Genomic DNA, 23580 nt, shown 5'->3' with positions numbered 1-23580 from the left:
TTTTGGCTGGATGTTGGCGGCGCTGAGCGCTGTTCGGGCCTGGATTGGATCGATACCGATCAGACCGACGCCGTGCCTCGAATGAGGTCACTGATCAACCGGCGCCCCGGGTTCAGATGATCCACAAGCCGAGCTGGAAGCGGGCAGGGTTCGTCCGTAATCATCGAGACCAAAAGCTCCGCCGAGAGTACCGTGCTTGAAAGCCCGCGTGAGCCGTGGCCGGCGCTGATCCAGAGGCCCGGGTGGTACGCCCCGGGCTGTGTGCTTTGAAAGCGCCTGGCGTCCTTGCCAAGGCCTGCATAGTCCCTTGCCCACTGGGCGAAGACCGGCACCGGCCCAACGTAGGGCGACTTGTCCGGCGTGGCGCTTCGAAGCGCCGCGCGGCCATCGAGCCTGGCGCTTTCGGCGCGTGCGCCCAGCTCGGGCAGGGCCTGGCTCAGCACCTGCACATTGGTTGCGTGATCCGCATCGCGCAGCTCGGTGCCGGTGTCGTTGGGGTAGAACGAGGCGCCGAAGCTTTGCACGCCGTTGATCGGCGGCGGCGCGTAGCCGTTGCCGCAGACTACCGTTTCAAGCACCGGAGTGTCTTCAGGCACGCGCATCTGGCTGACCTGGCCGCGAACCGGCTGAAAGGGCAGGGAAGCGAGCTCGGCAAACTGCCGGCTTTGATACGCCGTGGCAACGACGACGTGGCCGGCCCGCAGCGGCTCACCGCACGAAAGCGCGACGCACCAGCCCTCAGCGTCGCGGGTGAGCGCGCTCACACGTGTCTGGTGGTACGTGATGTTTGTGTGCTCGAGCAGGCGCGCACACAGGGCGTTCGGGGCCGCCCAGCCGGCGCGAGGGAAAAAGAGGCCCCCGGTCGCGGTCGGCTGGCCGGCGCGGGCCGAGGCCGCCTCGCGGTCGAGCGAGTGGAGTATTGAGGTCGGCAGGCCGTAGGCGGCAAGCACCTTCGCTTGACGCGCGGCGTCCTTGTCAGTCAATGCAAGCGTCAGCACGCCGCAGTCGTCCCACAGTGTGCGCGCCGGGTCGAGGATGTCGAGCAGGCGACGGGTGTGCTCGAGTCCGCTCAGATACACGAGGCTCTGATCGTTTGGCGTGGCGGCAAGCTTGATGTAGAGCGCGCCCTGGTCGTTACCGGAGCCACCGCCTGCGACGGCCTCATCGACCACATGAACCTTCACGCCACGCCGGGCGAGGGCATGGGCAGTGGTGGCGCCGGCAAGCCCCGCGCCGATCACTACCGCAGACGCATGAGGTGTGATCGCGGGGCGGTGAAACCAGGGGGTGGCCCTGCGCCGGGAATCTGTCGGCGGCGTATCGAGCCGGCCGACCAGCATTTCCCGCTTGCGTCCGAAGCCCGCCACCTTGTTGAGCTCGAAGCCTGCCGCTTTCAGCCCGCGCTTGACGATGCCTGCGCAGGTGAAGGTGGCAAGCGTGGCGCCCTTGCGGCTTACCCGCGCCATCGCCTCGAACAGGGCCGGCTGCCACATGTCGGGATTTTTCGAGGGGGCAAAGCCATCCAGAAACCAGGCATCGACGCCACCATCAAGCTCGGACAGCATCTCGCAGGCGTCGCCGAAATGAAGGTCGAGCGTAATGCGCTCCCCAAGCCACAGACGGTGTATCCCCGCAACCGGCTCGGGCCATTGGCTTCGAAGCGCGTCGCTGTAGACGGCGAACTCTGGCCAGAGCGCGTGCGCGCGCGCCAGGTCGTCAGCGCAGAACGGGTGTTTTTCCGTTGAGACCAGATGCAGCCGCGCGGTTGGCGGGGCGTGTTCCTCGAAACAGGCGCAGGCGCAGAGCACGTTGAGACCGCTTCCGAAGCCGGTTTCGCCGATGACGAAGGGGCGGTCGGTAGACCAGTGTCGAAAGCGCTCCGGCAGGTCATTGTGGCGAATGAAGACGTGCTCGGTCTCAAGTCGCCCATCCTCGCGGGAGTAGTACACGTCGTCGTAGTCGGTGGCGGTCGGGCCGGTCTCGCGCCAGTCGAGTCGAGCAGGCGTGAGCGAGAGATCAGAGGTCGGTTTGGCAGTCACGAGGGATTGAGCGGTCGCAGAAGTGAGTGATCAAAAATTGGGCAATAGCGCGCCCGCGGCATGACGACACCGATGTGTCGAATCATCCGCGGGCTCTTCACATGGTTATCCACAGAAGGCGTGGATAACCCCATGGCCGTTTATGGCAGTACGTTCTTGAACGGTTTGACGCTCACCGACGCCGTGACACCGGCGCTGACGTAGGGGTCGTCATCGGCCCAGCGCTTGGCGGTCTCGAGCGAATCGAACTCGGCAACGATCAGGCTGCCCGTGAAACCGGCATCGCCCGGATCATTGGCGTCGATGGCCGGAAAGGGGCCTGCCATCAGCAGGCGGCCTTCATCCTTGAGTGCGTTCAACCGTGCCAGATGTTCGGTGCGAACGCCTTGTCGAAGCGACAGGCTGTCATCCACATCCTGGGTCATGATGGCGTAGAGCATGCGTTACTCCTTGCGATTGGGTGCGTTGATGGAATCAGGGTTGTTCTTCATGTGGCGGGCCAGATAGACCCCTTGCATCAGGATGAACAGCAGGGTCAGCCCCATCATGCCGAAGAGTTTGAAATCGACCCAGGTCTCTTCACTGAAGCTTTTGAACACGAAGATGTTGACGGCGCCGAGCACGAGAAAGAAGGCGACCCAGGCCAGATTGAGCCGGGTCCAGACCTGCTTGGGCAGGGTCAGGTTCTTTTCCATCATGCGCTGAATGAGCGTTTTGCCACCAAAAAGCGGCGACAGCAGAAACGCGACGCCGAACAGCCAGTTGACGATGGTCGGCTTCCATTTGATGAAGTCGCCGTTGTGGAAAAGAACCGTCGCCCCCCCGAGCACAACAACCAGGGCAAGCGTGACCAGGTGCATCTTTTCGATCTTGCGATAGCGCCACCAGGTAAACAGAACCTGAGCGATGGTGGCCGGAATCAGTACAGCGGTGGCAAGAACAATGTCCTTGGTCATTTGGTAGACGATGAAAAACACCGCAATGGGTAAAAAGTCGATCAGCATTTTCATGAGCGAGCGCGATCTCCATGAGGGCGTGGGCTCGTGGGTCGGCCGGGGCCGGCGTGTGGGGGAGGAGCTTAGCACGGCTCTGGCCCGGTTGAGCAGCCCGGCCGGCGAGCTGATATGATGCGCTGGCATCCAATGACGCGAGAGTTTCGAACATGCCCCTGGCGCTTCCCGAGCGACTCGACGCCGCTTACGGCCTCGATTTTCACATGCACTCGACGGCTTCCGACGGCGCGCTGTCGCCGACCGAGCTGGTCGAGCTGGCCGCTGCCCGCGACGTGCAGGCGATGGCCCTGACCGATCACGACACCATCGAGGGCGTCAGTGAGGCGGTCGCGGCGGGCAAGCGTTTAGGCGTTGCGGTGCTGCCGGGCGCGGAAATCTCGTGTCAGTGGCGCGGCGTGACCATTCATATGGTGGCGCTGCTTCCGAAGCGGCCCGGAGCGGCCCTGACGGCCGGGCTTGCGGACCAGGCACGGTTTCGCGCCGAGCGTAACGTCGAGATCGCGCGGCGGCTCGAGCGCATCGGGCTGACGGATGCCTACGCCAGGGCGCAGGCTCAGGCCGGTGAGCGCGAGGCGCTTGGACGACCGGATTTCGCTCGAGCGCTGGTCGAGGCGGGGCTGGTGGATGATGTGCAGTCCGCGTTCAAGAAGTATCTCGGCGCGGGCAAGACCGGCGACGTCAAACAGCACTGGCCAAGCCTTGGTGATGCGGCCTCATGGATTGATGCAAGCGGCGGGGTGGCCCTCATCGCGCACCCGCTTCGCTATAAGCTTACCCGCAAGAAGATGGTCACGCTGCTCGATGATGCCCAGGCGGCCGGCTGCATCGGCGCCGAGCTGGTCAGCGGCTTCCAGAACCCCGACCGGGGCCGCGACCTGGCCCAGATTCTAACGCGCCGCGAGATGTATGGCTCACTTGGAAGCGACTTTCACGCACCGGGCGGGCCGGTTACCCCGGGTCGATTCAGTCCCATTCCACGCACCGCGATCGCGCCGGTCTGGGCCCATCCTCGCTTGGCCGAGTGGTGCGCGGCCGCAACCGGGTAGAGCGGTCGTCTATACTGATGATCGCCCAACGATTACACGATCACTTTGTTTTAAGGACGTCGCCATGAGCCAGTTTCTAAGTATGCATCCGGACAACCCACAGCCCCGGTTGATCCAGCAGGCGATCGACATCGTTCGCAAGGGCGGCGTTATTGCCTACCCGACCGATTCCGGCTACGCGCTGGGGTGTCTTCTGGGTGAGAAGAAAGCAGTCGAGAAGATCAAATGGTTGCGCCAGCTCGATGATCGGCACAACTTCACCCTGATGTGTTCCGATCTTTCCGACATTGGCACCTACGCCAAGGTCGACAACAGCGTGTTTCGACTGTTGAAGGCGCACACGCCCGGCGCCTATACCTTCATTCTGGACGCCACCAACGATGTGCCGCGGCTGCTGTTGCACCCCAAACGCCGCTCCATCGGGGTTCGAGTGCCCGATCACGTCATCACGCACGCGCTCTTGGACGCCCTTGGCAGTGCCATGATGAGCGTGACGTTGATTCCAGTCGGTGAGACGCTGCCGATGACTGATCCGGAGGAGATTCAAGAGCGCTTCGGCGCGCATTTGGACGCTGTAATCGACGGCGGTGCCTGCCACCTCGAGCCCACCACCGTGGTGGATCTTCGCGACCTTCCCCCCGTGATTTTACGTCACGGCCGTGGCGACAGCGCCGCCTTCGAGTAACGCCCCACCCCCATGCGCGAATCGAACAAGTTTAAATATGCTTAATACTCTAATTTAGACTTGTTCGGTTTCAGTCATCCGAGGCCTTCTCGCGAGGGTCCTCGGTTTCCTCATCAAGCCAGGTGCCGCAGGACTTGCAGTATTTGGCGTCCTTGTCATGGCCTTCGCGACCACAGCCGGGGCAGGCTTCCTCGGACTCCTGGTCGAGCCGAATGGTGCGAATGACCTCGGCGGAGAACACCCCGGTCGGTACGGCCAGAATCGAATAGCCGAGGATCATCATGATGGCCGAGATGAACTGGCCAAGTGGCGTGATCGGCGCGATGTCGCCATAGCCGACGGTTGTCAGGGTCACGATCGCCCAATAAAGGGCCCTTGGAATGCTGGTGAAGCCCGCCTCGGGCGGTTCGATCAGATAGATCAACGAGCCGAACACGGTAATGATCGACAGCACCGCGATCAAAAACAGCAAAATCTTGCGCCGGCTTCGGTTAAGCGCCTGCATCAAGAGCCGACCTTCACCGACGAATTCCATCAGACGCAGAATTCGAAAGAGTCTCAGTACACGCATGATGCGAATGACCATCAGCGTCTGGGCGCCCGGCAGCAGAAGGCTCAGCCAGCTGGGCAGGATGCTGATGAAGTCGATGACACCGTAAAAGCTGAAGATATAGCGTTTGGGTTGTGCAAGGCACCAGATACGCGCCAGATATTCGAGCGTGAACAGGCCCGTGAACCCCCATTCGACCCAGCCGAAATAGGTACCGAAGCGCTGATTCAGATGCGGGACGCTGTCGAGCAGGACGCAGGTCACACTCAGAAGGATCATCGTGATCAGGGCGATATCGAAGATCTTTCCGGCGCGGGTATCGGATTCGAAGATGATCTGAAAAACACGCGCCTTGAAGCTCTTCTCAGCAGGCGTGAACGGGGATGAGTGCGTCACGTGTGTCTCCGGCGTAGGGCGAAATGGGCTGCAGGCAGGGTATTCAGTGCCTTGATCCGGCGCCGTTATCTAAAGAATTGCATTCGATCCCGCCACGGCGGAGCACGGGGCAAGCGTTCAAGTATAAGCAACAATCGATTCGATCGCAGCTGGTGAAGGAAGAAACACGATGGGCGAAACACGTGCCGACCGGGCACTCACACGCAGCGATAAGGGGCGTCGCGAGGTCGAGCAGTCGCTGGATACGCTGAGCGACCGACTGGAAACCGCCCTGTGCGAGACCGACCGTGGCGAACTGCGCGATCGAATCGATATGCCGCGTGTCGAACGGCTGTCGGCGCTTTGTGCGGTTCTGCTCGATCGAATCGAGGGCGCAGGCGCCTGCAGCACATCGGCGCACACCGGGCTCGACGGGCTGTTGCGGCGCGCCATCGAAGCCCGTGACAGCTATGCCCGAAAGCTTCACCTGATTCTTAGCGGCAGCCGCGACGGCGTGTTCGAATGGGCACTCGACGAGGACCGAATCCACCTGTCGCCCCGCTGGTTCAATACGTTAGGCCTTGCCCCGCTTACCGACCCCCAGCCGCCGACGGTGTGGCTGTCACGTATTCATGCCGACGACCGTGGGCCCTTTCGCCGCGCAATCGATGATCATCTGGCCGACCGCACCCCAACGCTTGATCTCGAGTATCGAATCCTCGATGGCGCCGGCCACTGGCGGGTCATGCATTGCCGCGGCATCAAGGACGCAATGACCGGAGAGGCGCCGACCTGGCTGATCGGCACCCACACCGACGTTACGCACCGGCACTACACCGACCCGGCCACGGGCCTCGGTAACGGCGAACTGCTCGATCAGCTGCTGGATGACGCCTGCCGCGCGTCGGATGACGCCCGTTTCTGTCTGGTCTCGATCGGGCTTTCGAACGTGTGCTCGGTGATGGAATCGAGCCTGCCTCACTACGTCAACGGGCTTTTGAAGTACCTGGGCGACGAGCTGGCGGAGGTGTTGCCTGACAACACCCCGCTGATACTTCTGCCCGAGCACACCTTTGCGGTCGTGCTGAAGGCCTCCGATTCGTCCGAGCTCGAGGCAAGCCTTGTTGAAATCGAAGGCGTACTTTCCCGGCCTAAACCGTTCAAGAACAAGCGCGTATGGCTTTCCTACGCGATGGGTACGGCCGCCTTTTCGCCCACTCAGGGGCTTTTGAGTTCATCCATTCGTGCGCGTGCGCGCCTGGCAACCCAATACGCGGCGCGGCGCGGCGTTGGTTTTCGCTGTCAGTATTCGGACGCGCTCGAGCTTTCCGAGCGTCAGGCCAGTACCGGTGAGCAATTGATTCGTCAGGCGCTTGACGATGATGGTGTGCGTTGCCTGTTCCAGCCGATCGTGAGTCTGCGGGAAGAAGGGCGCATTACGGCTTTTGAGGGGTTGATGCGCCTACAGACGGCCGACGGACTGGTACCGCCCGCCTGTTTCATGGACGTGGCCGAACAGAGCGCGCTGATTCATGAGCTGAGCCGGCGCATGATTGACAGGGCGCTTTCCCTGATGACGGAAGAAGCCTTCGAGGCGCGTTACGGCACCGAGTTCACGCTCAACGTGAACCTCTCTCGTCAACAGTTGCAGGACGATACGCTGGTGACGTGGCTGAGCGACCGGCTGGACCGTTACGGCGTGGCACCTTCACGGTTTCAGGTCGAAGTGACTGAATCGACTGTTCTGGCAAGTCTTGCGCACGCCCAGACAACGCTGAATGCCCTGCGGGATATGGGCATTCGGGTGGCACTCGACGACTTCGGCAGTGGGTACTCGTCGCTGTCGCAGTTGAGCGAGTTGCCGCTGGACACCATCAAGTTCGACAAGTGCCTGATTCAGGATATCAAGTCGCTGCCCCGAAAACGCCACGTCCTGGCGTCAGTCAGCGAGCTGTGCTTTCGACTGGGCTATGACGTGGTGGTAGAGGGGGTCGAGGACCTGGAAACACTGGCCATCGTCCGCGGGCTCGGTGTCGATACGATTCAGGGGTTCGTTTACTGCGAACCCCGATCGGCCGAGGATCTGTTGGCGCAGGTGGGGCGTTTTCCGGTGCCAGCTCGTTACACCCCCTCAAGCGCCTAGTGTTCGTGGCCGTGCGCGACTTCCAGTGGTGTGCATCTTTGGGGTGTGCGCCCCTTTTGGCCGTGCAACTTAATTACCGTAGCAGTGCGTGAGCAGGGCAAGGCCTGCAAGGCTTGCCTCATGCGTCAGCGGTGAGCCATCCCGAAGCGCTCGAGACAGCGTCCTGCCGGCGTCTGCTACCGACGGCTCGTCGCTTGTGGCCAGAACGTCGGCGCTTTTAACCGCTCGGCTCAAATGCGCGGGATCATCACTGTCACTGAAGGCGTCAAGCGCCGCGGTCAGCGTGTCGAACTGCCCGCAGTCATCGCTAGAGGGGAGTGACGGCAGCGGCCAGTGATTGGCGGCAAGTCGGCCTGCGCGAGCGGCCTTGCTGGCGTTGGCCGGGCGCAGCGGTGTGACCTCTGAAAGCGCGGTGGCCAAACGCGCCAAGACGCCGATGGCATCCTTCGTTTCGCGTTTCAGCTCGAGCTCGACCTCGCAAATGCTGCAGCGATGCCCGTGGGCCTCGATGTGGCCCTGGTCAAAGGCAACCTCGATCGGTACTCCCTCATACTCGAGCGCCCAGCTGGTGCGGGTGAAGTCGGTCGTGAACACCGGCTCGAGCGCATCAAGCGTCGCTTGGTCAAGCTCGACCGCCTCGAGATCATTCAGCACCTTCGTGTTGAGTTCCGGGGCAGGGCGGACCCATTCCCACTCGCCACGCTGACTGATGCCGCCCGTTTCACGCCCGGCGGTCTTTAGGGTCTGTACGATTTCATGGTCGGTGACGCGAAGCCGCAGTGCCATTTTAAGAGCGTTGAGCCGGGCCTCGGGCGTGTCGTAGTAGGTGTTTTGAAGCCACTGGTGCTTGGCGTTCAGGCCGCTCAACAGTGGGTGCGCCATCAGGGCGTCACGTGCGTCCGGCGTTGTTTGCAACTTGAGTTCGGTCTCGATGGCCACTGTGTCGATCCGTTCTTTTTAAAGGTGAATGTTAATTTTTCATGACGATGGAGTGCGCAGTTTATATACTGGCGGCGCCATTCCCAACGTACGTTGAATTCTCATGGTAAGTCATAATCCATTTTCAGCGCTTTTCGGGCGCTCTCCGTTTCAGCCGCTGCTTGAACACATAGTTAAAACTACTGAAAGCGCCGACCTCCTTCTGGCTTTCTACGATGCCACCCTGCGCGATGACTGGGACAAGGCGGGCGAACTTCGCAACCAGATCAGTCAGTGCGAGCACGAGGCGGATGAACTCAAGACCAAGCTTCGCCTGAACTTGCCCAATACGCTGTTTCTGCCGGTCTCGCGTTCGGATCTGCTGGAACTGATCAGCGTTCAGGACAAGATTGCCAACAAGATCAAGGACATCGCCGGCATTATGCTCGGGCGTAAGATGCATGTGCCTGAAAGCCTGGAAGAGCCGATGCGGTTGTATCTGAAAATCGCGGTCGATACCGTGTATCAGGCTCGCAAGGCGCTGCACGAGCTCGATGATCTGATCGAGTCCGGCTTCGGCAGCAACGTCTACGGGGTGCTCCAGGGCTTCATCAAGGAATTGCATGAGCTCGAGCATCAGGCCGATGATCAGCAGGTCGCGATCCGCCGTCAGCTGTTCGAACTCGAACAGAACCTGCCACCGGTCGAGGTGGTGTTCTTGTACCAGATCATCGACTGGGTCGGCGAAGTGTCTGATTGCGCCGAACGTGTCGGTGCCCGCCTGCAGATTTTGCTGGCCCGTTGAGGTGGCGACCTCGCCGCCTCCGGGCCTTTATGTACGCTTTGAAGTGAAGATATCTGAACGCTTATGACCATCATTGCCCAGTACGGCGACCTATTCATTATTCTCGCCTGTGTGTTCGGTTTTTTTATGGCTTGGGGGGTCGGCGCCAACGATGTCGCCAATGCCATGGGCACCTCCGTCGGGTCCAAGGCCATCACCATCAAGCAGGCGATCCTGATCGCCATCGTGTTCGAGTTTCTCGGGGCCTGGCTTGCCGGCGGTGAGGTCACCTCGACCATCCGCAAGGGCATCATCGACCCGGAGCTGCTCGCCCAGAATCCTCAATACCTTGCCTACGGCATGTTGGCCTCGCTGTTGTCGGCTGGCATCTGGCTGATGATCGCCTCCAACAAGGGCTGGCCGGTCTCGACCACGCACTCGATCGTCGGCGCCATCGTCGGTTTCGGCCTGGCGGGGCTTGGGCCCGAGAGCATCGAGTGGGGCACGCTCGGCCAGATCGTCTCCAGCTGGCTGACCTCACCGCTTCTTGCCGGGCTTATCGCCTATCTGCTGTTCCGTTCGGTTCAGCGCCTCATTTTTGAAAACAGCGACCCGTTCGCCGCGGCCAAGCGCTACGTGCCGGGCTATATGTTTCTGGTCGGCTTCATCATCTCGATGGTGACGCTGCTCAAGGGGCTCAAGCACATTGGTCTTCATCTGTCGTTTGTGGACAGCGCGCTGTTGTCGGCAGGAGTGGGGGCGATCATCATGCTGATCGGGATCCTGCTCGAGCGCCGTATCGGGCGTGAGCCGACCAAGGAAAACGACAGCTTCAGTTTCGCAAGCGTCGAGCGCGTCTTTGGCCTTCTGATGATGTTCACGGCGTGTGCGATGGCCTTTGCCCATGGCTCTAACGACGTGGCCAACGCGGTCGGGCCGCTGGCGGCGGTGGTCAGCATCGTCAATACCCATGGTGATCTGGGAGCGGCTTCGAGCATGCCCGGCTGGATTCTGCTGCTTGGTGGCGCCGGCATCGTCGTGGGTCTGGTGACGTTGGGCCACAAGGTTATTGCGACCGTGGGCACCGGCATCACGGAACTGACGCCGAGCCGCGGCTTTGCGGCAACGCTTGCCGCCGCCACCACCGTGGTGCTGGCTTCCGGTATTGGCCTGCCAATCTCGACTACGCACACGTTGGTCGGCGCGGTACTCGGGGTGGGCCTTGCCCGCGGCATGCACGCACTTAATCTGCGCGTGCTCGGGACCATCGTGGTGTCCTGGCTTGTCACGTTGCCCGCCGGCGCGCTGCTCTCGATCATCTTCTTTTTCATGTTCAAGGGCATGTTCGGCTGAGCCGATCGACCGTCTCAAAAAAGCGCGGCTACTGCCGCGCTTTTTTATGCGCGGTATTTAGGCCTGGTACTTAGGTTCGTTGCTTGGGCCCGGTACTTGAGCCCGCCACTTATGTCCAATGCCCGGATGAACGCCTGTGGCCCCCTTGCTATAGTGCGCGATGCATAACACCGTTTTTCAGGAGCTTTCGTTGAACACATCCTTCCCCTTTGCCGACTGGTTTCGAAGCAGTTCGCCCTACATCAACGCCCACCGCGGGCGTACGTTCGTTCTGCTGATCGAGGGGGAGGCCCTGCAGGAAGGCTGGCGTGATTCGCTCGTGCACGACATTGCGCTATTGCACATTCTTGGCGTGAGGGTGGTGCTGGTCTTCGGTATTCGCCCTCAGGTCGAGGCGGCACTTACTGACGCCGGTCTTCCTGTCAAGCGGGGTCGCACTCCGCGAGTGGTCGACTCCGCCGCGATGGCACTGATCGAGCATGAGGCGATGCGTCTTCGCTTGGCGCTGGAAGCCCAGTTCTCTCTGGGGCTGCCGAACACGCCAATGTACGGCGCCGACATTACTGCCGTCAGTGGCAATCTGGTCATGGCCAAGCCGTTCGGTATTCGAGGCGGCGTCGATTACATGCATGAGGGAGAGGTTCGGCGCGTGCGCTCGGAGGCTATCGATTCGATGCTCGATCAGCGCCATCTGGTTATCCTGCCGCCGATCGGGTACTCGAGCACCGGCGAGGTGTTCGACATCAGTGCGGTGGATGTCGCGCTGCACACGGCCACCGCGCTAAAGGCCGACAAGCTGATTCTGATGGGAGAACAGGCCGGGTTCAGCGACCCGCGGCTCGGGCTTCAGCGTCAGCTGAGTCCAGCGGACGCCGAACGTTTTCTGGGGGAGAGCGCCTCGCTTGGCGAGGAGCTTCGCCGGCATATGGAGGTGGCCTGCCACGCCGCCCGCCAGGGCGTCTCGCGCACACACCTGCTTTCCTGGCGTGATCGCGACGCGCTTTTGGGTGAGCTTTTTACCCGCGATGGCGTCGGCACCATGATTACGCGAGACCGCTACGAACAGCTTCGTGACGCCGAATTGCACGACATCGGTGGGCTGTTGGCGTTGCTGCAACCGCTGGAGGAGAAGGGTGTCCTGGTTGCCCGTTCGCGCGAGCGCCTCGAGCATGACATTCATGATTATCTGGTGATCGAGCGTGACGGCATGATCATTGGCTGCGCGGCGCTGCACCTGATGCCCGAGCGCAGCTTTGCCGAGCTTGCCTGTGTCGTGGTGCACGACAGTTACCGCGGCGGCGAGCGGGGCGACGTATTGCTTGGCGCCATCGAGCGACGTGCCCAGGAGCGCGGTGTCACCACCCTGTTTGCGTTGACGACCCACACGGCCCACTGGTTTTTCGAGCACGGCTTTGAGACCGGCTCGCTCGAACGCCTTCCGCCTTCGCGCCAGCAAAATTACAGCCCGACTCGAAATTCGAAGGTCTTGATCAAGACCCTGTAATTGACCGACAGCTCAGGTGCTTACCGTGTTGGGCTTTGGCGACAGTCAAAGAAAACACTGTATTCAAATAGAGACGTTGTATGAATATGATTTTAAAGGGCTTTTTTTAAAGCCCTTTTTTGATGTCTCTAAATGGCAACACATTTTAGAGCGCACGCCTGTTCCATATCCGATTTTTTGAGTCTTGCGACAGGATTATAAAGCCATTATTTTTCATGCTATTGATTTTAAAGAATTATTTAAATAATGGCACGGTTTTGGCACTAGTAATTGCGTGAAGCGAAGCGCTGCACAGGGCGTGATCGAGGCCAACGTCTCCCCCCTTGTTCGTTTTGTTTCTTGAAAGTGCAAAAAGTGCGATGAAAAAAAGAGCACCTACGGAATGGGTGTATTCGAGCGAGCTTTCGCTCAGGGCATGGACGTCACCTCTCCCATGGATGGGAGAGACCAAATTCAGTGCCAAGCCTCCTGGCTTGGTGCTACCGAATTGAAGCCGGTGCCTGGCACAGAGTCTCTCCTGACGTTTCCAAGGAGGCTCGTCGGCTTCACGAGACCACAAGGTCTCACGGCGCAATCGGGATAAGCTGGTCAGGCAGTGCCCGGCTGCGTCTGCATTACCCTTCAGTTCCCTGCGTACCTTAAGCCGACATTTGTCGGCTTTTTTTATTCACGTCAATCTCGTCAAACCGTGTTTGAGTGGATGGTGGGCGCGCGTATCGTGTTAGGATATGTAAAGGAACTTTCGATTATCTGCGTGAGCCTAACGACCATGGCCAACAACGTCTCCCGCCGCTGGCGTCCTCGCTCCCTGCCTCAACTGGTACTTCTGGCATTCGTGATGGTGATGCTGCCGATGGCAGTTCTTATCTTCCAGGCCGGTCAGACCCTGTCCGAGCTTTCCGAGCTTGCCGATGTCAGTGCTCGTCAGGCCGTCGACCAGACGCGCCGGGCCAGAACACTCACAAACCTGTCGGTCGAAATGGAGCGAAGCGCTCGTCAATACGCGGTGCTGGAAGACCCCGGTCTTTTAAGCATCTACAACGAGCGGGCCGAGCGCTACCGTGAGCTGCTGAACCAGCAGGCGACGCTTCTGGGCAACGACCCCATCATCGACGTGCTCGAGAAGGAGCTGACCGGGCTTCAGGCGCTTAGTACGGCGCCGCTCAAGGAGATCAGGGAGGGGCTCTCCGATTTCCAGAGCTTTTCACAACATACCGATGAGTTGCTTAACAAGACCCGTGACATCGTCGATGCCCGTATCGACACCATTCGAGCGCGGGCCCGAGAGGTCAAGCGTCAGCTCTGGCTGCAATCGGCGATCCTGATTCCGGTCAGTCTTGCGCTGATTCTGTTTTTTACCTGGCTGATCATTCGGCCAATCAAGCAGCTCGAAACCCGCATTCTCGGCATCGGTAGCGGCGACCGTCAGGCAGAACCCGTCCGGCTTCAGGGGCCGTCGGAACTGGTTAATCTGGGCGAGCGGCTGACGTGGCTTTCCACCCGGTTGGAAGAGCTTGAAGCGCAGAAGCAACAGTTTCTGCGCCATATGTCCCATGAGCTCAAGACGCCGCTTGCAAGCATTCGAGAGGGCACCGGCCTTCTTGCCGATGGCATTGTCGGCGAGCTGGCGCCGCGTCAGCGCGAGATCGTCCTGCTGCTTGATGAAAGCAGCCAGGAGCTTCAGACCCTGATCGAGCAGCTGCTTGATTACAACCTGCTTCAGCACAACCGGAAGCTCCAGGTTAAACGCTTCGATGTCTCGCACATGGTGCAGGAAGTGCTCAACAAGCATCATCTGGCGCTCGAGAGCAAGGCCATGGCGGTTAGCTGGTCTCGCTACCGCCTGCCGTGGCAGGCCGATCGTACCCGCACCCTGCGCATCGTCGATAACCTGGTGTCCAACGCGGTCGCCTACGGTGAGGACAACGGCAAACTGTGGGTGCGCACGTTCGTGCACGACGAGATGCTCTACATCGAAGTGGCCAATACCGGTGAACCGATTGCCGATAAGGATCGGGATCACCTGTTCGAGCCGTTCTATCAGGGGGCGTCCAAGCGCAAGGGTCCGCTGAAAGGGTCGGGGATCGGCCTGTCAGTGGCCTCCGACAGTGCCGCCGCCCAGGATGGCACGCTCGAGCTTGTCGAGGATGATGATGGCGAGGCCGCGGTCTGCTTCCGTCTGATTTTGCCCTGGCTCGGTGAGCGGCTCGAAGAAAACGATAACGATGAACAGGCTGTACAAAACGCCTGATAAAACCAGGAAGTGAAGGGTCATGAAATATACGAAACTACTGGCAGGAATGGCGCTGGCCGCGCTGCTTTCCGGGTGCCAGATGATGAACACCGACGCGACGGTTTCAGGCGGTAGCGCAAACTGCTTCTATTACGGGCCACCGGTGCTGGTGGAGGGCGAGTGCCTTCTGCCCAACTGGGTGTCCTTCGGTCTCAAGGCGCAGCGCGAGGACAGTGACTGGCGTCGTGACATGCTGAAACAAACCGCTGACGATACTGCACAGGATCGTCTGGCTCGCGCTGTGGTATTGTCCTGGAGCGGAAAGGATCAATGGAAACAAGCCGCCGAGCTCTACAAGCGCGATATATCCGGCGCGCCGAGTGCGCTTCAGCCCCTGTTGCGCTACTGGCTAAATGACCTCGAAGCCCGCCGCAGTCTAGTGACCAACGTATCAAGCAACGACCAGCAGGTTCAGCGTTTGCGGCGCGAAAACGCCGAGCTTTCCAAGAAGCTCGATGCCCTGACTGCCATAGAAGAGAGTATGAACGCGCGGCGCCGCACGCCCTGAGCGACGCCCGATAGAGGAGCGATCCCTGGTGACTGCAGCTACGGCCCATCTGTTACTCGTCGATGATGATGCGAGCCTGTTACGCCTTTTGAGCATGCGACTGGAAAGCCGCGGGTACAAGGTCACCACGGCCGGCAGCGGCCGTGATGCGCTGAGTGCCATTCAGACCGAACGCCCGGATCTGGTGCTTTCAGACCTGCGCATGGACGAGATGGACGGCATGGCGCTGTTTCACGAGGTGCAGCGCCGCCACCCGGGACTCCCCGTGATCATTCTGACCGCGCACGGCTCGATTCCGGACGCCGTCAGCGCGACCCAGAAAGGCGTCTTCAGCTTTTTGACCAAGCCGATCGACAAGGACGAGCTGTTCACGGCGGTGTCCGAGGCCCTCAAACAGACCCCCAACGTCGGTCAGGACGACCTGACCTGGCGTGAAGCGATCGTGACCCGAAGCGCCCAGATGGAGCAGCTTCTGGATCAGGCCAAGATGGTCGCCGGCAGTGACGTCAGCGTATTGATCACCGGCCCTTCCGGCAGCGGTAAGGAACTGATGGCCAACGCGATTCACCGGGCGAGTGGCCGAGCGCATCAGCCCTTCATTGCGATCAACTGCGGCGCGCTGCCGGAACAGCTCCTTGAAAGCGAGCTGTTCGGCCACGCCAAGGGCGCGTTCACCGGCGCCTCTCATGCCCACGATGGCCTCTTTCAGGCCGCCAACGGTGGCACGCTCTTTCTCGATGAAATCGGCGATATGCCGCTGGCGCTTCAGGTCAAACTGCTTCGCGTACTGCAAGAGCGCCAGGTGCGCCCGCTTGGCAGCACCCGCTCGGTACCGATCGATGTCCGGATCATTTCGGCCACGCACCGCGATCTGGCCCAGGGCATGCAAAACGGCGATTTCCGCGAAGACCTGTATTACCGCTTGAACGTGGTCAATCTGCGCCTGCCATCGCTTGCCGAACGCGCCGAGGACATCCCGCTTCTGGCCAAGCATCTGGTCAAGCAGATCGCGACGCGCCACCAGTCAAGCGTCAACGGCTTTTCACCGGAGGCGCTGTCGCTTCTGACCGGCTACGAGTGGCCCGGCAATGTGCGCCAGCTCGTCAATGTGGTCGAGCAGTGTGTGGCGCTTTCGACCTCGCCGATCATCAGTCAGGGGCTGGTCTCTCAGGCGCTGGCTTCCGATGAGTCGGTGTTGCCGTCATTCAATGAGGCGCGGGCGGGGTTCGAGCGCAGCTATCTGATCAAGGTGCTCAAGATGACCGACGGCAACGTGACTCAGGCCGCGCGCATCGCCGGCCGCAACCGCACCGATTTCTACAAGCTGCTTGCCAAGCACGACCTCGAGGCCGCGCGCTTCAAGGTCGCAAGCGACGCCGAGCCGCCCCGGCAATCTAACGCGTAAAGCACGGCTTGCTAACGTGAAAAGCGCCGTTTGATTTCGGCGCTGACGCGCCCCTCCGCCAACCGAATCGTGATTTTCTCTCCCGGCGCCGTGTCCTTCGCGCGCCGGATCACCTCTTTATCGGCGTTTTCGGCAATGGCGTAGCCCCGCGACAGCGTCGCCAGCGGGCTTACGATATGAAGCCGGTGCGCCAGACCCTCGAGCGTGCGAACGTGCCTGTCTTTCTGTCTCGCCATTGCCTCACTCAGGCGCCTGTCCAGTGATTCGAGCCGGGCCGCGGCCTGCTCAACGGTCTTCCGGGGCGGCTGCCGCTCGAGGCGCGCCTCCAGAAGCGCCACGTCACGCCGTTTCTGGCGCAGCATCTGCATGATCGCGTAGTTCAACCGCCGCTCGAGCTGTTCGAGCGTGGTGCGGTGCTGGGCGAGCTTTTCGCCGGGGTGCTTGAGCGAGAGCCGGGCGCGGTCGAGCCGCTGACTGGCCTGAATCAGGGTGTGATCCATTGCCCGCATCAGCCGCCGCGCCAACGCGGCCAACTGCTGTTTGATGACGTGGGCATCCGGCACCAGTTGCTCGGCGGCGGCAGACGGCGTGGGCGCTCGGGCATCGGCGGCAAAATCGGCAAGGGTGGTGTCGACCTCATGGCCGACGGCGCTCATCACCGGAATCGGGCTTTGAAAGATCGCCCGGGCAAGCCTTTCATCGTTGAACGCCCATAAATCCTCGAGGCTGCCGCCGCCGCGGGTGACCAAAAGCGCATCGACGCTATCCTCGCGTGCGGCGCGCTCGAGCGCCTGGACGATGGCCGGTGCCGACGCGCCGCCCTGTACCGGCACCGGAAATACGCTCACCGCCATGAACGGCCAGCGTGTTCGAAGTACGGCCAGCACATCCTGAAGCGCGGCGCCGGTGGCCGAGGTCACGATGCCCAGATGCCGGGGCGGGTAGGGCAGTGGCCGCTGATTGGCGAACACGCCTTCCTCTAAAAGACGCGCCTTGAGCGCCTCGAACGCAGCCAGAAGCGCGCCTTCGCCTGCGGGCTTGGCGGCCTCGACGATCAGCTGATAGTCGCCCCGCGGCTCGAACAGCGACACCCGCGCCTGCACCGCGACCTGATCGCCCTGATTGAGCGGGGTGCGCACGAACATCGCTTTCGTTCGAAAGAGCGCGCAGCGCACCTGAGCGCGCTCATCCTTCAGGGTGAAGTAGACATGGCCCGAGGCCGGTCGTGAGACCGTCGAGACCTCTCCCTCGACCCACACCAGGTCAAAATGGCGGTCCAGCAGCAGGCGCGCACTGCGGTTGAGCTCGTGCACCGACAGCGCGTTGGGCGATTCAGGTAAGTCGGCCATGTCTATCCGTTTGAAATAAAAGAAGGTTTGTGGTTCGGATTGTGCGCGGGCGGGCAAGGGTTTACAATGCGCGATTACCTTTTCCCGCCGCATCTACAACCTGACCATTGGGCGTGTCCGACATGTTACGTATAGCGCAAGAAGCTCTTACGTTTGACGACGTATTACTCGTTCCCGGCTACTCTAACGTGCTTCCCAAGAACGTTAGCCTCAAATCCCGCCTGACCCGTAATATCGAACTCAACATTCCGCTGGTGTCCTCTGCAATGGATACCGTGACCGAAGCCCGCCTGGCCATCGCCATGGCCCAGGAAGGCGGCATCGGCATCATTCACAAGAGCATGACCATTGCCCAGCAGGCCGCTGCGGTCAAGAAGGTCAAGAAACACGAGAGCGTGATCGTCAAGGACCCGGTGACCGTCAGCCCCAAGGCGCGGCTGCAGGATCTTCTGGCCATGGCCGACGAACACGGCTACTCCGGCTTCCCGGTCGTCGAGGGTGAAAAGCTCGTCGGCATCGTCACCGGCCGCGACATGCGTTTCCAGCCGGACGTGGGCAACCAGGTCGCCGACATCATGACCCCACGTGAGAAACTGGTCACGGTGCTCGAGGGTACGCCGCTTGATGACATCAAGGCGCAGCTTCAGCAGCACCGCATCGAAAAGATTCTGGTGGTGAGCGAGGACTTCGAGCTGCGCGGTCTCGTGACCGTGCGTGACATCGAAAAGGCCCGCACCTATCCGAACGCCGCCAAGGACAGCGACGGCCGCCTGCTGGTCGGCGCCGCCGTCGGCACCGGCCCGGAAACTCCCGACCGCGTGACCGCCCTTGCCGAAGCAGGCGTTGACGTCATCGTCGTCGACACCGCCCACGGCCACTCCCAGGGCGTGCTCGACCGCGTCAAATGGGTCAAGGAACACTACCCTGCGGTGCAGGTGATTGGCGGCAACATCGCCACCGCCGCCGCCGCGAAGGATCTGGCGGAAGCCGGCGCGGACGCCGTCAAGGTCGGCATCGGCCCCGGCTCGATCTGCACCACCCGCATCGTCGCCGGTGTTGGCGTGCCGCAGATCAGCGCCGTGTCTGACGTGGCCGATGCGCTGAAGGCGTACGGCATTCCGCTGATCGCCGATGGTGGCATCCGCTTCTCGGGCGACATCGCCAAGGCGATTGCCGCCGGCGCCAACTGCGTGATGATCGGTGGCCTGCTTGCCGGTACCGAAGAAGCGCCGGGCGAGGTCGAGCTCTATCAGGGCCGTACCTACAAGGCATATCGCGGCATGGGCTCCATGGGCGCGATGTCTCAGACCCAGGGCTCGTCGGATCGCTACTTCCAGAGCAAGGAAGAGGGCGTCGAGAAGCTCGTGCCGGAAGGCATCGAAGGTCGCGTGCCGTACAAGGGCGTGATGAGCGCCATCGTTCATCAGCTGATGGGCGGGCTTCGCGCCTCAATGGGCTATACCGGAAGCGACAACATCGAAACCATGCGCACCGTGCCCCAGTTCGTGAAGATCACCGGCGCAGGCTTTGCCGAATCCCACGTGCACGACGTGCAGATCACCAAGGAAGCGCCGAACTACCGCGGTTAAGTTCGAGCGTTTCGAGCCGGAGAGGGAAGCTGCGGGGGACTCATTCCAGCGCACGCTTCCCTCTTTGTTTTTAAAGCAGGGCTCCGGCCGAGCCCCTGAAACAGTGGTTCACTGATGACAGACATTCACTCCCACAAGATCCTGATCCTCGATTTCGGCTCCCAGTACACCCAGCTGATCGCCCGTCGCGTGCGCGAACTCGGCGTGTACTCCGAAGTGCGCGCCTTCGACATCACCGAAGACGAGATTCGCGAGTACAACCCCAACGGCATCATCCTCTCCGGCGGCCCGGAATCGGTCTCCGAGCTTGATTCCCCCCGCGCGCCCGAGTGCGTGTTCGAACTTGGCCTGCCGGTGTTCGGCATCTGCTACGGCATGCAGACCATGGCCGAGCAGCTCGGCGGCGCCACCGAAGGCTCCGAAAAGCGTGAATTCGGCTACGCCCAGGTCGAGGTCATCGCCGATGACGAACTGCTCGACGGCATCAAGGACCACATCGCCGACGACGGCAACGCCATGCTGGATGTGTGGATGAGCCACGGCGACAAGGTCGCCCGCGCCCCCGAGACCTTCACGGTCACGGCCTCCACCCCGACCTGCCCGATCGCGGCGATGACGTGGGCAGAAAAACGCTTCTACGGCGTGCAGTTCCACCCGGAAGTGACCCATACCCTGCAAGGGCAGCGCATCCTCGAGCGCTTCGTGCTCGAAATCTGTCAGGCCGAGCAGCTCTGGACCCCAGCGCAGATCATCGAAGACCTCTCTGCGCGCGTGCGCGAACAGGTCGGTGATCGCCACGTTCTGCTTGGCCTCTCCGGCGGGGTGGATTCCTCGGTGGTCGCGGCGCTTCTGCACAAGGCCATTGGCGATCAGCTCACCTGCGTGTTCGTCGATAATGGTCTTCTCAGAAAGGACGAAGGCAACCAGGTGATGGACACCTTCGCCTCCCACATGGGCGTGCGGGTGATTCGTGTCGATGCCGAAGACGAGTTCCTGACCAAGCTTGAAGGCGTCAACGACCCCGAAGCCAAGCGCAAGATCATCGGCAACACCTTCATTGACGTGTTCGACCGCGAAGCCGCCAAGATCGACGGCGTCGAGTTCCTCGCCCAGGGCACCATCTACCCCGACGTGATCGAATCCGCCGCCTCGAAAACCGGCAAGGCGCACGTGATCAAGTCGCACCACAACGTCGGCGGCCTGCCAGACACCATGAAACTCAAGCTGGTCGAGCCGCTCAGGGAACTGTTCAAGGACGAAGTGCGCAAGCTCGGCCTCGAGCTTGGCCTGCCGTACGACATGGTCTACCGCCACCCGTTCCCCGGGCCGGGCCTTGGCGTGCGTATCCTCGGTGAAGTCAAAAAGGAATACGCCGACATCCTCCGCGAAGCCGACGCCATCTTCATTCAGGAACTGCATAACTTCGACTGGTACCACAAGACCAGCCAGGCCTTTGCGGTGTTCCTGCCGGTGAAATCCGTGGGCGTGGTTGGCGATGGCCGCCGCTACGAGTGGGTGATTGCCATTCGCGCGGTCGAAACCATCGACTTCATGACCGCCCGCTGGGCGCACCTGCCGTATGAGCTGCTCGAGAAGGTCTCCAACCGGATCATCAACGAGATAAGCGGGGTCTCGCGCGTGACGTATGATGTGAGCAGCAAGCCGCCCGCGACGATCGAGTGGGAGTGAATACTACGGAAATTATTAGTTTGCATGTAGGGTAGGCTGTATAAATATAAGGGCTATTGTAGCCCTTATCACTTGATAATTTTTTAAAATTAGGGCTAATTATGGCGAATATACCAGTGGCTAGAGATTTGCAATCTCAGCAATATAAACATGATATGAAGAATCATTTTGATATCATCTCTCTTTCTAGAGTAGATAGGCTAAAGCATTATGGGTTGCACTTCGCTAAATACTCAGGAAGGTTAGTACGTGGAGAAAACGAAAAAATACCAGTAAGACGGACGGCTGTTGATATACTTTTGGTTTGTTTGAGCTCAGCCAATGCACTTAACCAAAAGTTGGTTTTTGACAGTAGCGTTCCAGCTTCAATTCTGAATTACACTGATTATAGTGGAAGATTTTGTGATGCATGTGAAAAGATAGACCATTTAGAAAATTTTAGAGAGATTGCTCTTGAGGCAAATCAAAATATCTTTAGCTGGGTTTTGATTTTTTTTGAAGAAAATAATATAAATATTGAAGATAGCTTGCGTGATAGACGTAGAGAATTAGAAGATAGATTGCCATATTCAGTATAAAAATGGGGTGATTATGTTTTACGGGGGAGAATGGGTTAGACGGAACGGAAAAGAAATATTTGAGCCATTCTATGAGAGAAATGTTGACTGCTCAGCCTATACTATGACTCTAGGCGCAGAAGCCTTTATTAGCAGATCTAATGATCATTCTGATCAGCAAGAAGCAACAATGCTTGATAAAGATTCAACCTTAGTTATCCCTGCAGGTCAGTTTGCTTACCTTTTGACTAGAGAGAATGTAAAAATACCCGAGGATGTTTTTGCGTTAATAAATATTAAGAATAAATTTAAGGTTCAAGGGTTGGTAAATGTAAGCGGTTTTCATGTCGATCCTGGTTATAACGGCAAGCTTATATTTGCCGTTTTTAATGCAGGTTCGAAAGATATTTTTTTACGAGGTGAAGAAAGAATTTTTTTGATCTGGTTTTCTGAGTTAAAAGAGTCAAGCGCTCAATATGCATATGGTAAAGATGGTATTAAAAAAATTGAGAGTGACCTGATGAATCAAATACCCCAACATAGTGCATCCTTAAGCTCGCTAGACTTACGTATGAGAAAAATAGAAAAAAGTACAACTGATGTTAAGCGCAGTATTAAAGCTATTATTATTGGTATTTTCATTAGTGTTGTGGCAGGGGTGGCTTTGAAGCTTTTTTGAGTAAAAATAGCTTGCATTTTATACTTTAGAGACTAGGAGGTAACATGCCAAAAGCTTACTTTTTAAATGACGGACCAGATGGTTTTGATTCTTCGACTTTAAAAGAATTTTTTTCAAAAAAGTATAGTGTTGTAAATGGTTTATTTTCTAGTGGCGAAGAAGTAGATGTAAGAAGCGATGTCGCTGTAATCATTTACCCGCTTTCTAATGGTGAAAGTGAGTACATAAAAAAATCAATCGCATCTTGTAATCAGATCGGATTGAAAGTAATTGCAGTTTACGTTGAGGATATAGGTGAAATACCAGAAGAAATTGCGATAGGCGGTTTTTCTTCTATCTTTTTTGAATCAACTGAATTGGAAAATGTTTTAGAAGGGAAGGCGGTGTGGGAAAAACCGGATGGCAAAAAATCTGGATATCAAGACATTAAAAGAAATAAGTGCTAAAAATGAAAATACACTCTTACGTAGTAGAACACGATCTGGGATTTGCTCCAAATCCCTTTTGGGGGTTTCTTACGCTTGCTAATTGTAAACCTAGAATTCGTAAGTTTTCCAACGTCGGGGATGTAGTGATAGGTACAGGTTCTGCAAACTATGGAAAGCAAAACTTCTTAGTTTACTGGATGAAAATTGATAAAATTATCAATTTTAACGAATACTGGAATAATCCAATATACGACACAAAAAAACCAAATCTATATGGAAGCATGTTTCAGCAATATGGCGATAATATCTACTTTACCGATAGTGATGGTATAATACGTCAAATAGATTCTTTTCACAGCTTGCCAAATGGTATTATCAGCGAAGAGAATCTGGCTAGGGATGTCTTGTTTACCGATCGAGTTCTCATATCCAATGAGTTTGCTTATTTTGGTAAATCTGCCCCAAAAATACCTTCTGAATTTTCTAACTTCGTTATCAAGGGGCAAGGTCATAAAAACCATTTTGAGCGCGACTCTGTTACTAATTTTTAGGCTCTTCGTCGCTGGGTGTGGAATTCGCCCCCTGAGCTGGGCCAGGATATGACCTCCACATGGACAGGAGGTACGACATGGACGGCACGCAGATTCTGACCCTCGGCCTAGGCCTTGAAGCG

Annotated in this window: 21 protein-coding genes; 15 read left to right on the top strand and 6 right to left on the bottom strand. The window is 58.8% G+C overall.

Going from position 1 to position 23580, the window contains the following annotated elements:
* Positions 1–59 precede the first annotated feature (59 nt).
* The 3 genes from mnmC to NAT23_RS12060 form a co-directional block, all read right to left on the bottom strand.
* Positions 60–2039 carry a bifunctional tRNA (5-methylaminomethyl-2-thiouridine)(34)-methyltransferase MnmC2/FAD-dependent 5-carboxymethylaminomethyl-2-thiouridine(34) oxidoreductase MnmC1 gene (gene mnmC, locus NAT23_RS12070; RefSeq protein WP_251928727.1) on the bottom strand — a complete coding sequence of 660 codons (1980 nt, stop codon included), beginning with the start codon at positions 2037–2039 and terminating at the stop codon, positions 60–62.
* Between the two features lie 140 nt (positions 2040–2179).
* Entirely contained in the window at positions 2180–2479 is a 300-nt protein-coding gene (locus NAT23_RS12065; protein WP_251928726.1) for a YciI family protein, read from the bottom strand.
* Positions 2480–2482: 3 nt separating this feature from the next.
* On the bottom strand, positions 2483–3049 hold the full coding sequence (locus tag NAT23_RS12060; RefSeq protein WP_251591553.1) for a septation protein A: 567 nt from the start codon (positions 3047–3049) through the stop codon (positions 2483–2485).
* A gap of 152 nt (positions 3050–3201) precedes the next feature.
* Here NAT23_RS12060 and NAT23_RS12055 point away from each other — a divergent pair, with 152 nt between their 5' ends.
* Together NAT23_RS12055 and NAT23_RS12050 are read left to right on the top strand one after the other, a co-directional pair.
* Positions 3202–4098, top strand: a complete 897-nt coding sequence (locus NAT23_RS12055) for a PHP domain-containing protein (RefSeq protein WP_251928723.1) — start codon at positions 3202–3204, stop codon at positions 4096–4098.
* 64 nt (positions 4099–4162) lie between these two features.
* The gene (locus tag NAT23_RS12050) at positions 4163–4783 is read left to right on the top strand and encodes an L-threonylcarbamoyladenylate synthase (RefSeq protein ID WP_251591549.1); all 621 of its coding nucleotides are present in this window, start codon (positions 4163–4165) and stop codon (positions 4781–4783) included.
* A gap of 70 nt (positions 4784–4853) precedes the next feature.
* On the opposite strand, the gene NAT23_RS12045 is transcribed toward NAT23_RS12050, so the two are convergent.
* Positions 4854–5729 (bottom strand): ion transporter, encoded by an 876-nt coding sequence (locus NAT23_RS12045; protein WP_251928721.1) that lies wholly within the window; start codon positions 5727–5729, stop codon positions 4854–4856.
* Between the two features lie 169 nt (positions 5730–5898).
* Between NAT23_RS12045 and NAT23_RS12040 the strand changes: the two genes are divergently transcribed.
* On the top strand, positions 5899–7851 hold the full coding sequence (locus tag NAT23_RS12040) for an EAL domain-containing protein (protein WP_251928720.1): 1953 nt from the start codon (positions 5899–5901) through the stop codon (positions 7849–7851).
* Positions 7852–7920: 69 nt separating this feature from the next.
* On the opposite strand, the gene NAT23_RS12035 is transcribed toward NAT23_RS12040, so the two are convergent.
* Positions 7921–8790, bottom strand: coding sequence for a CYTH domain-containing protein (locus tag NAT23_RS12035; RefSeq protein ID WP_251928716.1), 870 nt, complete (start codon positions 8788–8790; stop codon positions 7921–7923).
* Between the two features lie 103 nt (positions 8791–8893).
* On the opposite strand from NAT23_RS12035, the gene NAT23_RS12030 reads away from it, so the two are divergent.
* The 6 genes from NAT23_RS12030 to glrR all read left to right on the top strand — a co-directional run bounded on the left by NAT23_RS12030 (position 8894) and on the right by glrR (position 16616).
* Entirely contained in the window at positions 8894–9574 is a 681-nt protein-coding gene (locus NAT23_RS12030) for a TIGR00153 family protein (RefSeq protein ID WP_251928713.1), read from the top strand.
* A 63-nt stretch (positions 9575–9637) separates the two neighbouring features.
* Positions 9638–10906: an inorganic phosphate transporter gene (locus NAT23_RS12025; protein ID WP_251928710.1), complete on the top strand. Its 1269-nt coding sequence runs from the start codon at positions 9638–9640 to the stop codon at positions 10904–10906.
* 190 nt (positions 10907–11096) lie between these two features.
* A complete protein-coding gene (argA, locus tag NAT23_RS12020) occupies positions 11097–12410 on the top strand; it encodes an amino-acid N-acetyltransferase (RefSeq protein ID WP_251928693.1) in 1314 nt (437 codons plus the stop codon).
* Positions 12411–13179: 769 nt separating this feature from the next.
* Positions 13180–14661 carry a sensor histidine kinase gene (locus NAT23_RS12015; RefSeq protein ID WP_251928690.1) on the top strand — a complete coding sequence of 494 codons (1482 nt, stop codon included), beginning with the start codon at positions 13180–13182 and terminating at the stop codon, positions 14659–14661.
* Between the two features lie 22 nt (positions 14662–14683).
* Positions 14684–15211, top strand: coding sequence for a hypothetical protein (locus tag NAT23_RS12010; RefSeq protein ID WP_251928687.1), 528 nt, complete (start codon positions 14684–14686; stop codon positions 15209–15211).
* A 28-nt stretch (positions 15212–15239) separates the two neighbouring features.
* Positions 15240–16616, top strand: coding sequence for a two-component system response regulator GlrR (gene glrR, locus NAT23_RS12005; protein WP_251928684.1), 1377 nt, complete (start codon positions 15240–15242; stop codon positions 16614–16616).
* Between the two features lie 11 nt (positions 16617–16627).
* Here the strand turns inward: glrR and xseA are convergent, their stop codons facing one another.
* Positions 16628–17965, bottom strand: a complete 1338-nt coding sequence (gene xseA / locus NAT23_RS12000; protein ID WP_251928682.1) for an exodeoxyribonuclease VII large subunit — start codon at positions 17963–17965, stop codon at positions 16628–16630.
* 122 nt (positions 17966–18087) lie between these two features.
* Here xseA and guaB point away from each other — a divergent pair, with 122 nt between their 5' ends.
* The 6 genes from guaB (at position 18088) to NAT23_RS11970 (ending at position 23458) form a co-directional block, all read left to right on the top strand.
* Positions 18088–19554, top strand: coding sequence for an IMP dehydrogenase (guaB, locus tag NAT23_RS11995; protein ID WP_251928680.1), 1467 nt, complete (start codon positions 18088–18090; stop codon positions 19552–19554).
* Between the two features lie 114 nt (positions 19555–19668).
* A complete protein-coding gene (gene guaA / locus NAT23_RS11990) occupies positions 19669–21243 on the top strand; it encodes a glutamine-hydrolyzing GMP synthase (protein ID WP_251928678.1) in 1575 nt (524 codons plus the stop codon).
* Positions 21244–21344: 101 nt separating this feature from the next.
* A complete protein-coding gene (locus NAT23_RS11985) occupies positions 21345–21821 on the top strand; it encodes a hypothetical protein (RefSeq protein WP_251928675.1) in 477 nt (158 codons plus the stop codon).
* 13 nt (positions 21822–21834) lie between these two features.
* Entirely contained in the window at positions 21835–22479 is a 645-nt protein-coding gene (locus NAT23_RS11980) for a dCTP deaminase domain-containing protein (RefSeq protein ID WP_251928673.1), read from the top strand.
* Between the two features lie 44 nt (positions 22480–22523).
* On the top strand, positions 22524–22925 hold the full coding sequence (locus NAT23_RS11975) for a hypothetical protein (RefSeq protein ID WP_251928670.1): 402 nt from the start codon (positions 22524–22526) through the stop codon (positions 22923–22925).
* A 2-nt stretch (positions 22926–22927) separates the two neighbouring features.
* Positions 22928–23458 carry an Nmad2 family putative nucleotide modification protein gene (locus tag NAT23_RS11970; protein ID WP_251928667.1) on the top strand — a complete coding sequence of 177 codons (531 nt, stop codon included), beginning with the start codon at positions 22928–22930 and terminating at the stop codon, positions 23456–23458.
* Positions 23459–23580: the final 122 nt, after the last annotated feature.

Source organism: Larsenimonas salina (assembly GCF_023736155.1).
GTDB lineage: Bacteria > Pseudomonadota > Gammaproteobacteria > Pseudomonadales > Halomonadaceae > Larsenimonas > Larsenimonas salina.
The sequence above is the reverse complement of the archived record's forward strand: the minus strand, read 5'-3'. Positions and strand labels throughout refer to the sequence as shown.

Excerpts from the sequence above, each read along its gene's own strand:
- NAT23_RS12065 (WP_251928726.1), bottom strand. The coding sequence starts at position 2,479 with ATGCTCTACGCCATCATGACCCAGGATGTGGATGACAGCCTGTCGCTT.
- NAT23_RS12060 (WP_251591553.1), bottom strand. The coding sequence starts at position 3,049 with ATGAAAATGCTGATCGACTTTTTACCCATTGCGGTGTTTTTCATCGTC.
- NAT23_RS12055 (WP_251928723.1), top strand. The coding sequence starts at position 3,202 with ATGCCCCTGGCGCTTCCCGAGCGACTCGACGCCGCTTACGGCCTCGAT.
- NAT23_RS12050 (WP_251591549.1), top strand. The coding sequence starts at position 4,163 with ATGAGCCAGTTTCTAAGTATGCATCCGGACAACCCACAGCCCCGGTTG.
- NAT23_RS12040 (WP_251928720.1), top strand. The coding sequence starts at position 5,899 with ATGGGCGAAACACGTGCCGACCGGGCACTCACACGCAGCGATAAGGGG.
- NAT23_RS12030 (WP_251928713.1), top strand. The coding sequence starts at position 8,894 with ATGGTAAGTCATAATCCATTTTCAGCGCTTTTCGGGCGCTCTCCGTTT.
- NAT23_RS12025 (WP_251928710.1), top strand. The coding sequence starts at position 9,638 with ATGACCATCATTGCCCAGTACGGCGACCTATTCATTATTCTCGCCTGT.
- NAT23_RS12015 (WP_251928690.1), top strand. The coding sequence starts at position 13,180 with ATGGCCAACAACGTCTCCCGCCGCTGGCGTCCTCGCTCCCTGCCTCAA.
- NAT23_RS12010 (WP_251928687.1), top strand. The coding sequence starts at position 14,684 with ATGAAATATACGAAACTACTGGCAGGAATGGCGCTGGCCGCGCTGCTT.
- xseA (WP_251928682.1), bottom strand. The coding sequence starts at position 17,965 with ATGGCCGACTTACCTGAATCGCCCAACGCGCTGTCGGTGCACGAGCTC.
- guaB (WP_251928680.1), top strand. The coding sequence starts at position 18,088 with ATGTTACGTATAGCGCAAGAAGCTCTTACGTTTGACGACGTATTACTC.
- guaA (WP_251928678.1), top strand. The coding sequence starts at position 19,669 with ATGACAGACATTCACTCCCACAAGATCCTGATCCTCGATTTCGGCTCC.
- NAT23_RS11985 (WP_251928675.1), top strand. The coding sequence starts at position 21,345 with ATGGCGAATATACCAGTGGCTAGAGATTTGCAATCTCAGCAATATAAA.
- NAT23_RS11980 (WP_251928673.1), top strand. The coding sequence starts at position 21,835 with ATGTTTTACGGGGGAGAATGGGTTAGACGGAACGGAAAAGAAATATTT.
- NAT23_RS11975 (WP_251928670.1), top strand. The coding sequence starts at position 22,524 with ATGCCAAAAGCTTACTTTTTAAATGACGGACCAGATGGTTTTGATTCT.
- NAT23_RS11970 (WP_251928667.1), top strand. The coding sequence starts at position 22,928 with ATGAAAATACACTCTTACGTAGTAGAACACGATCTGGGATTTGCTCCA.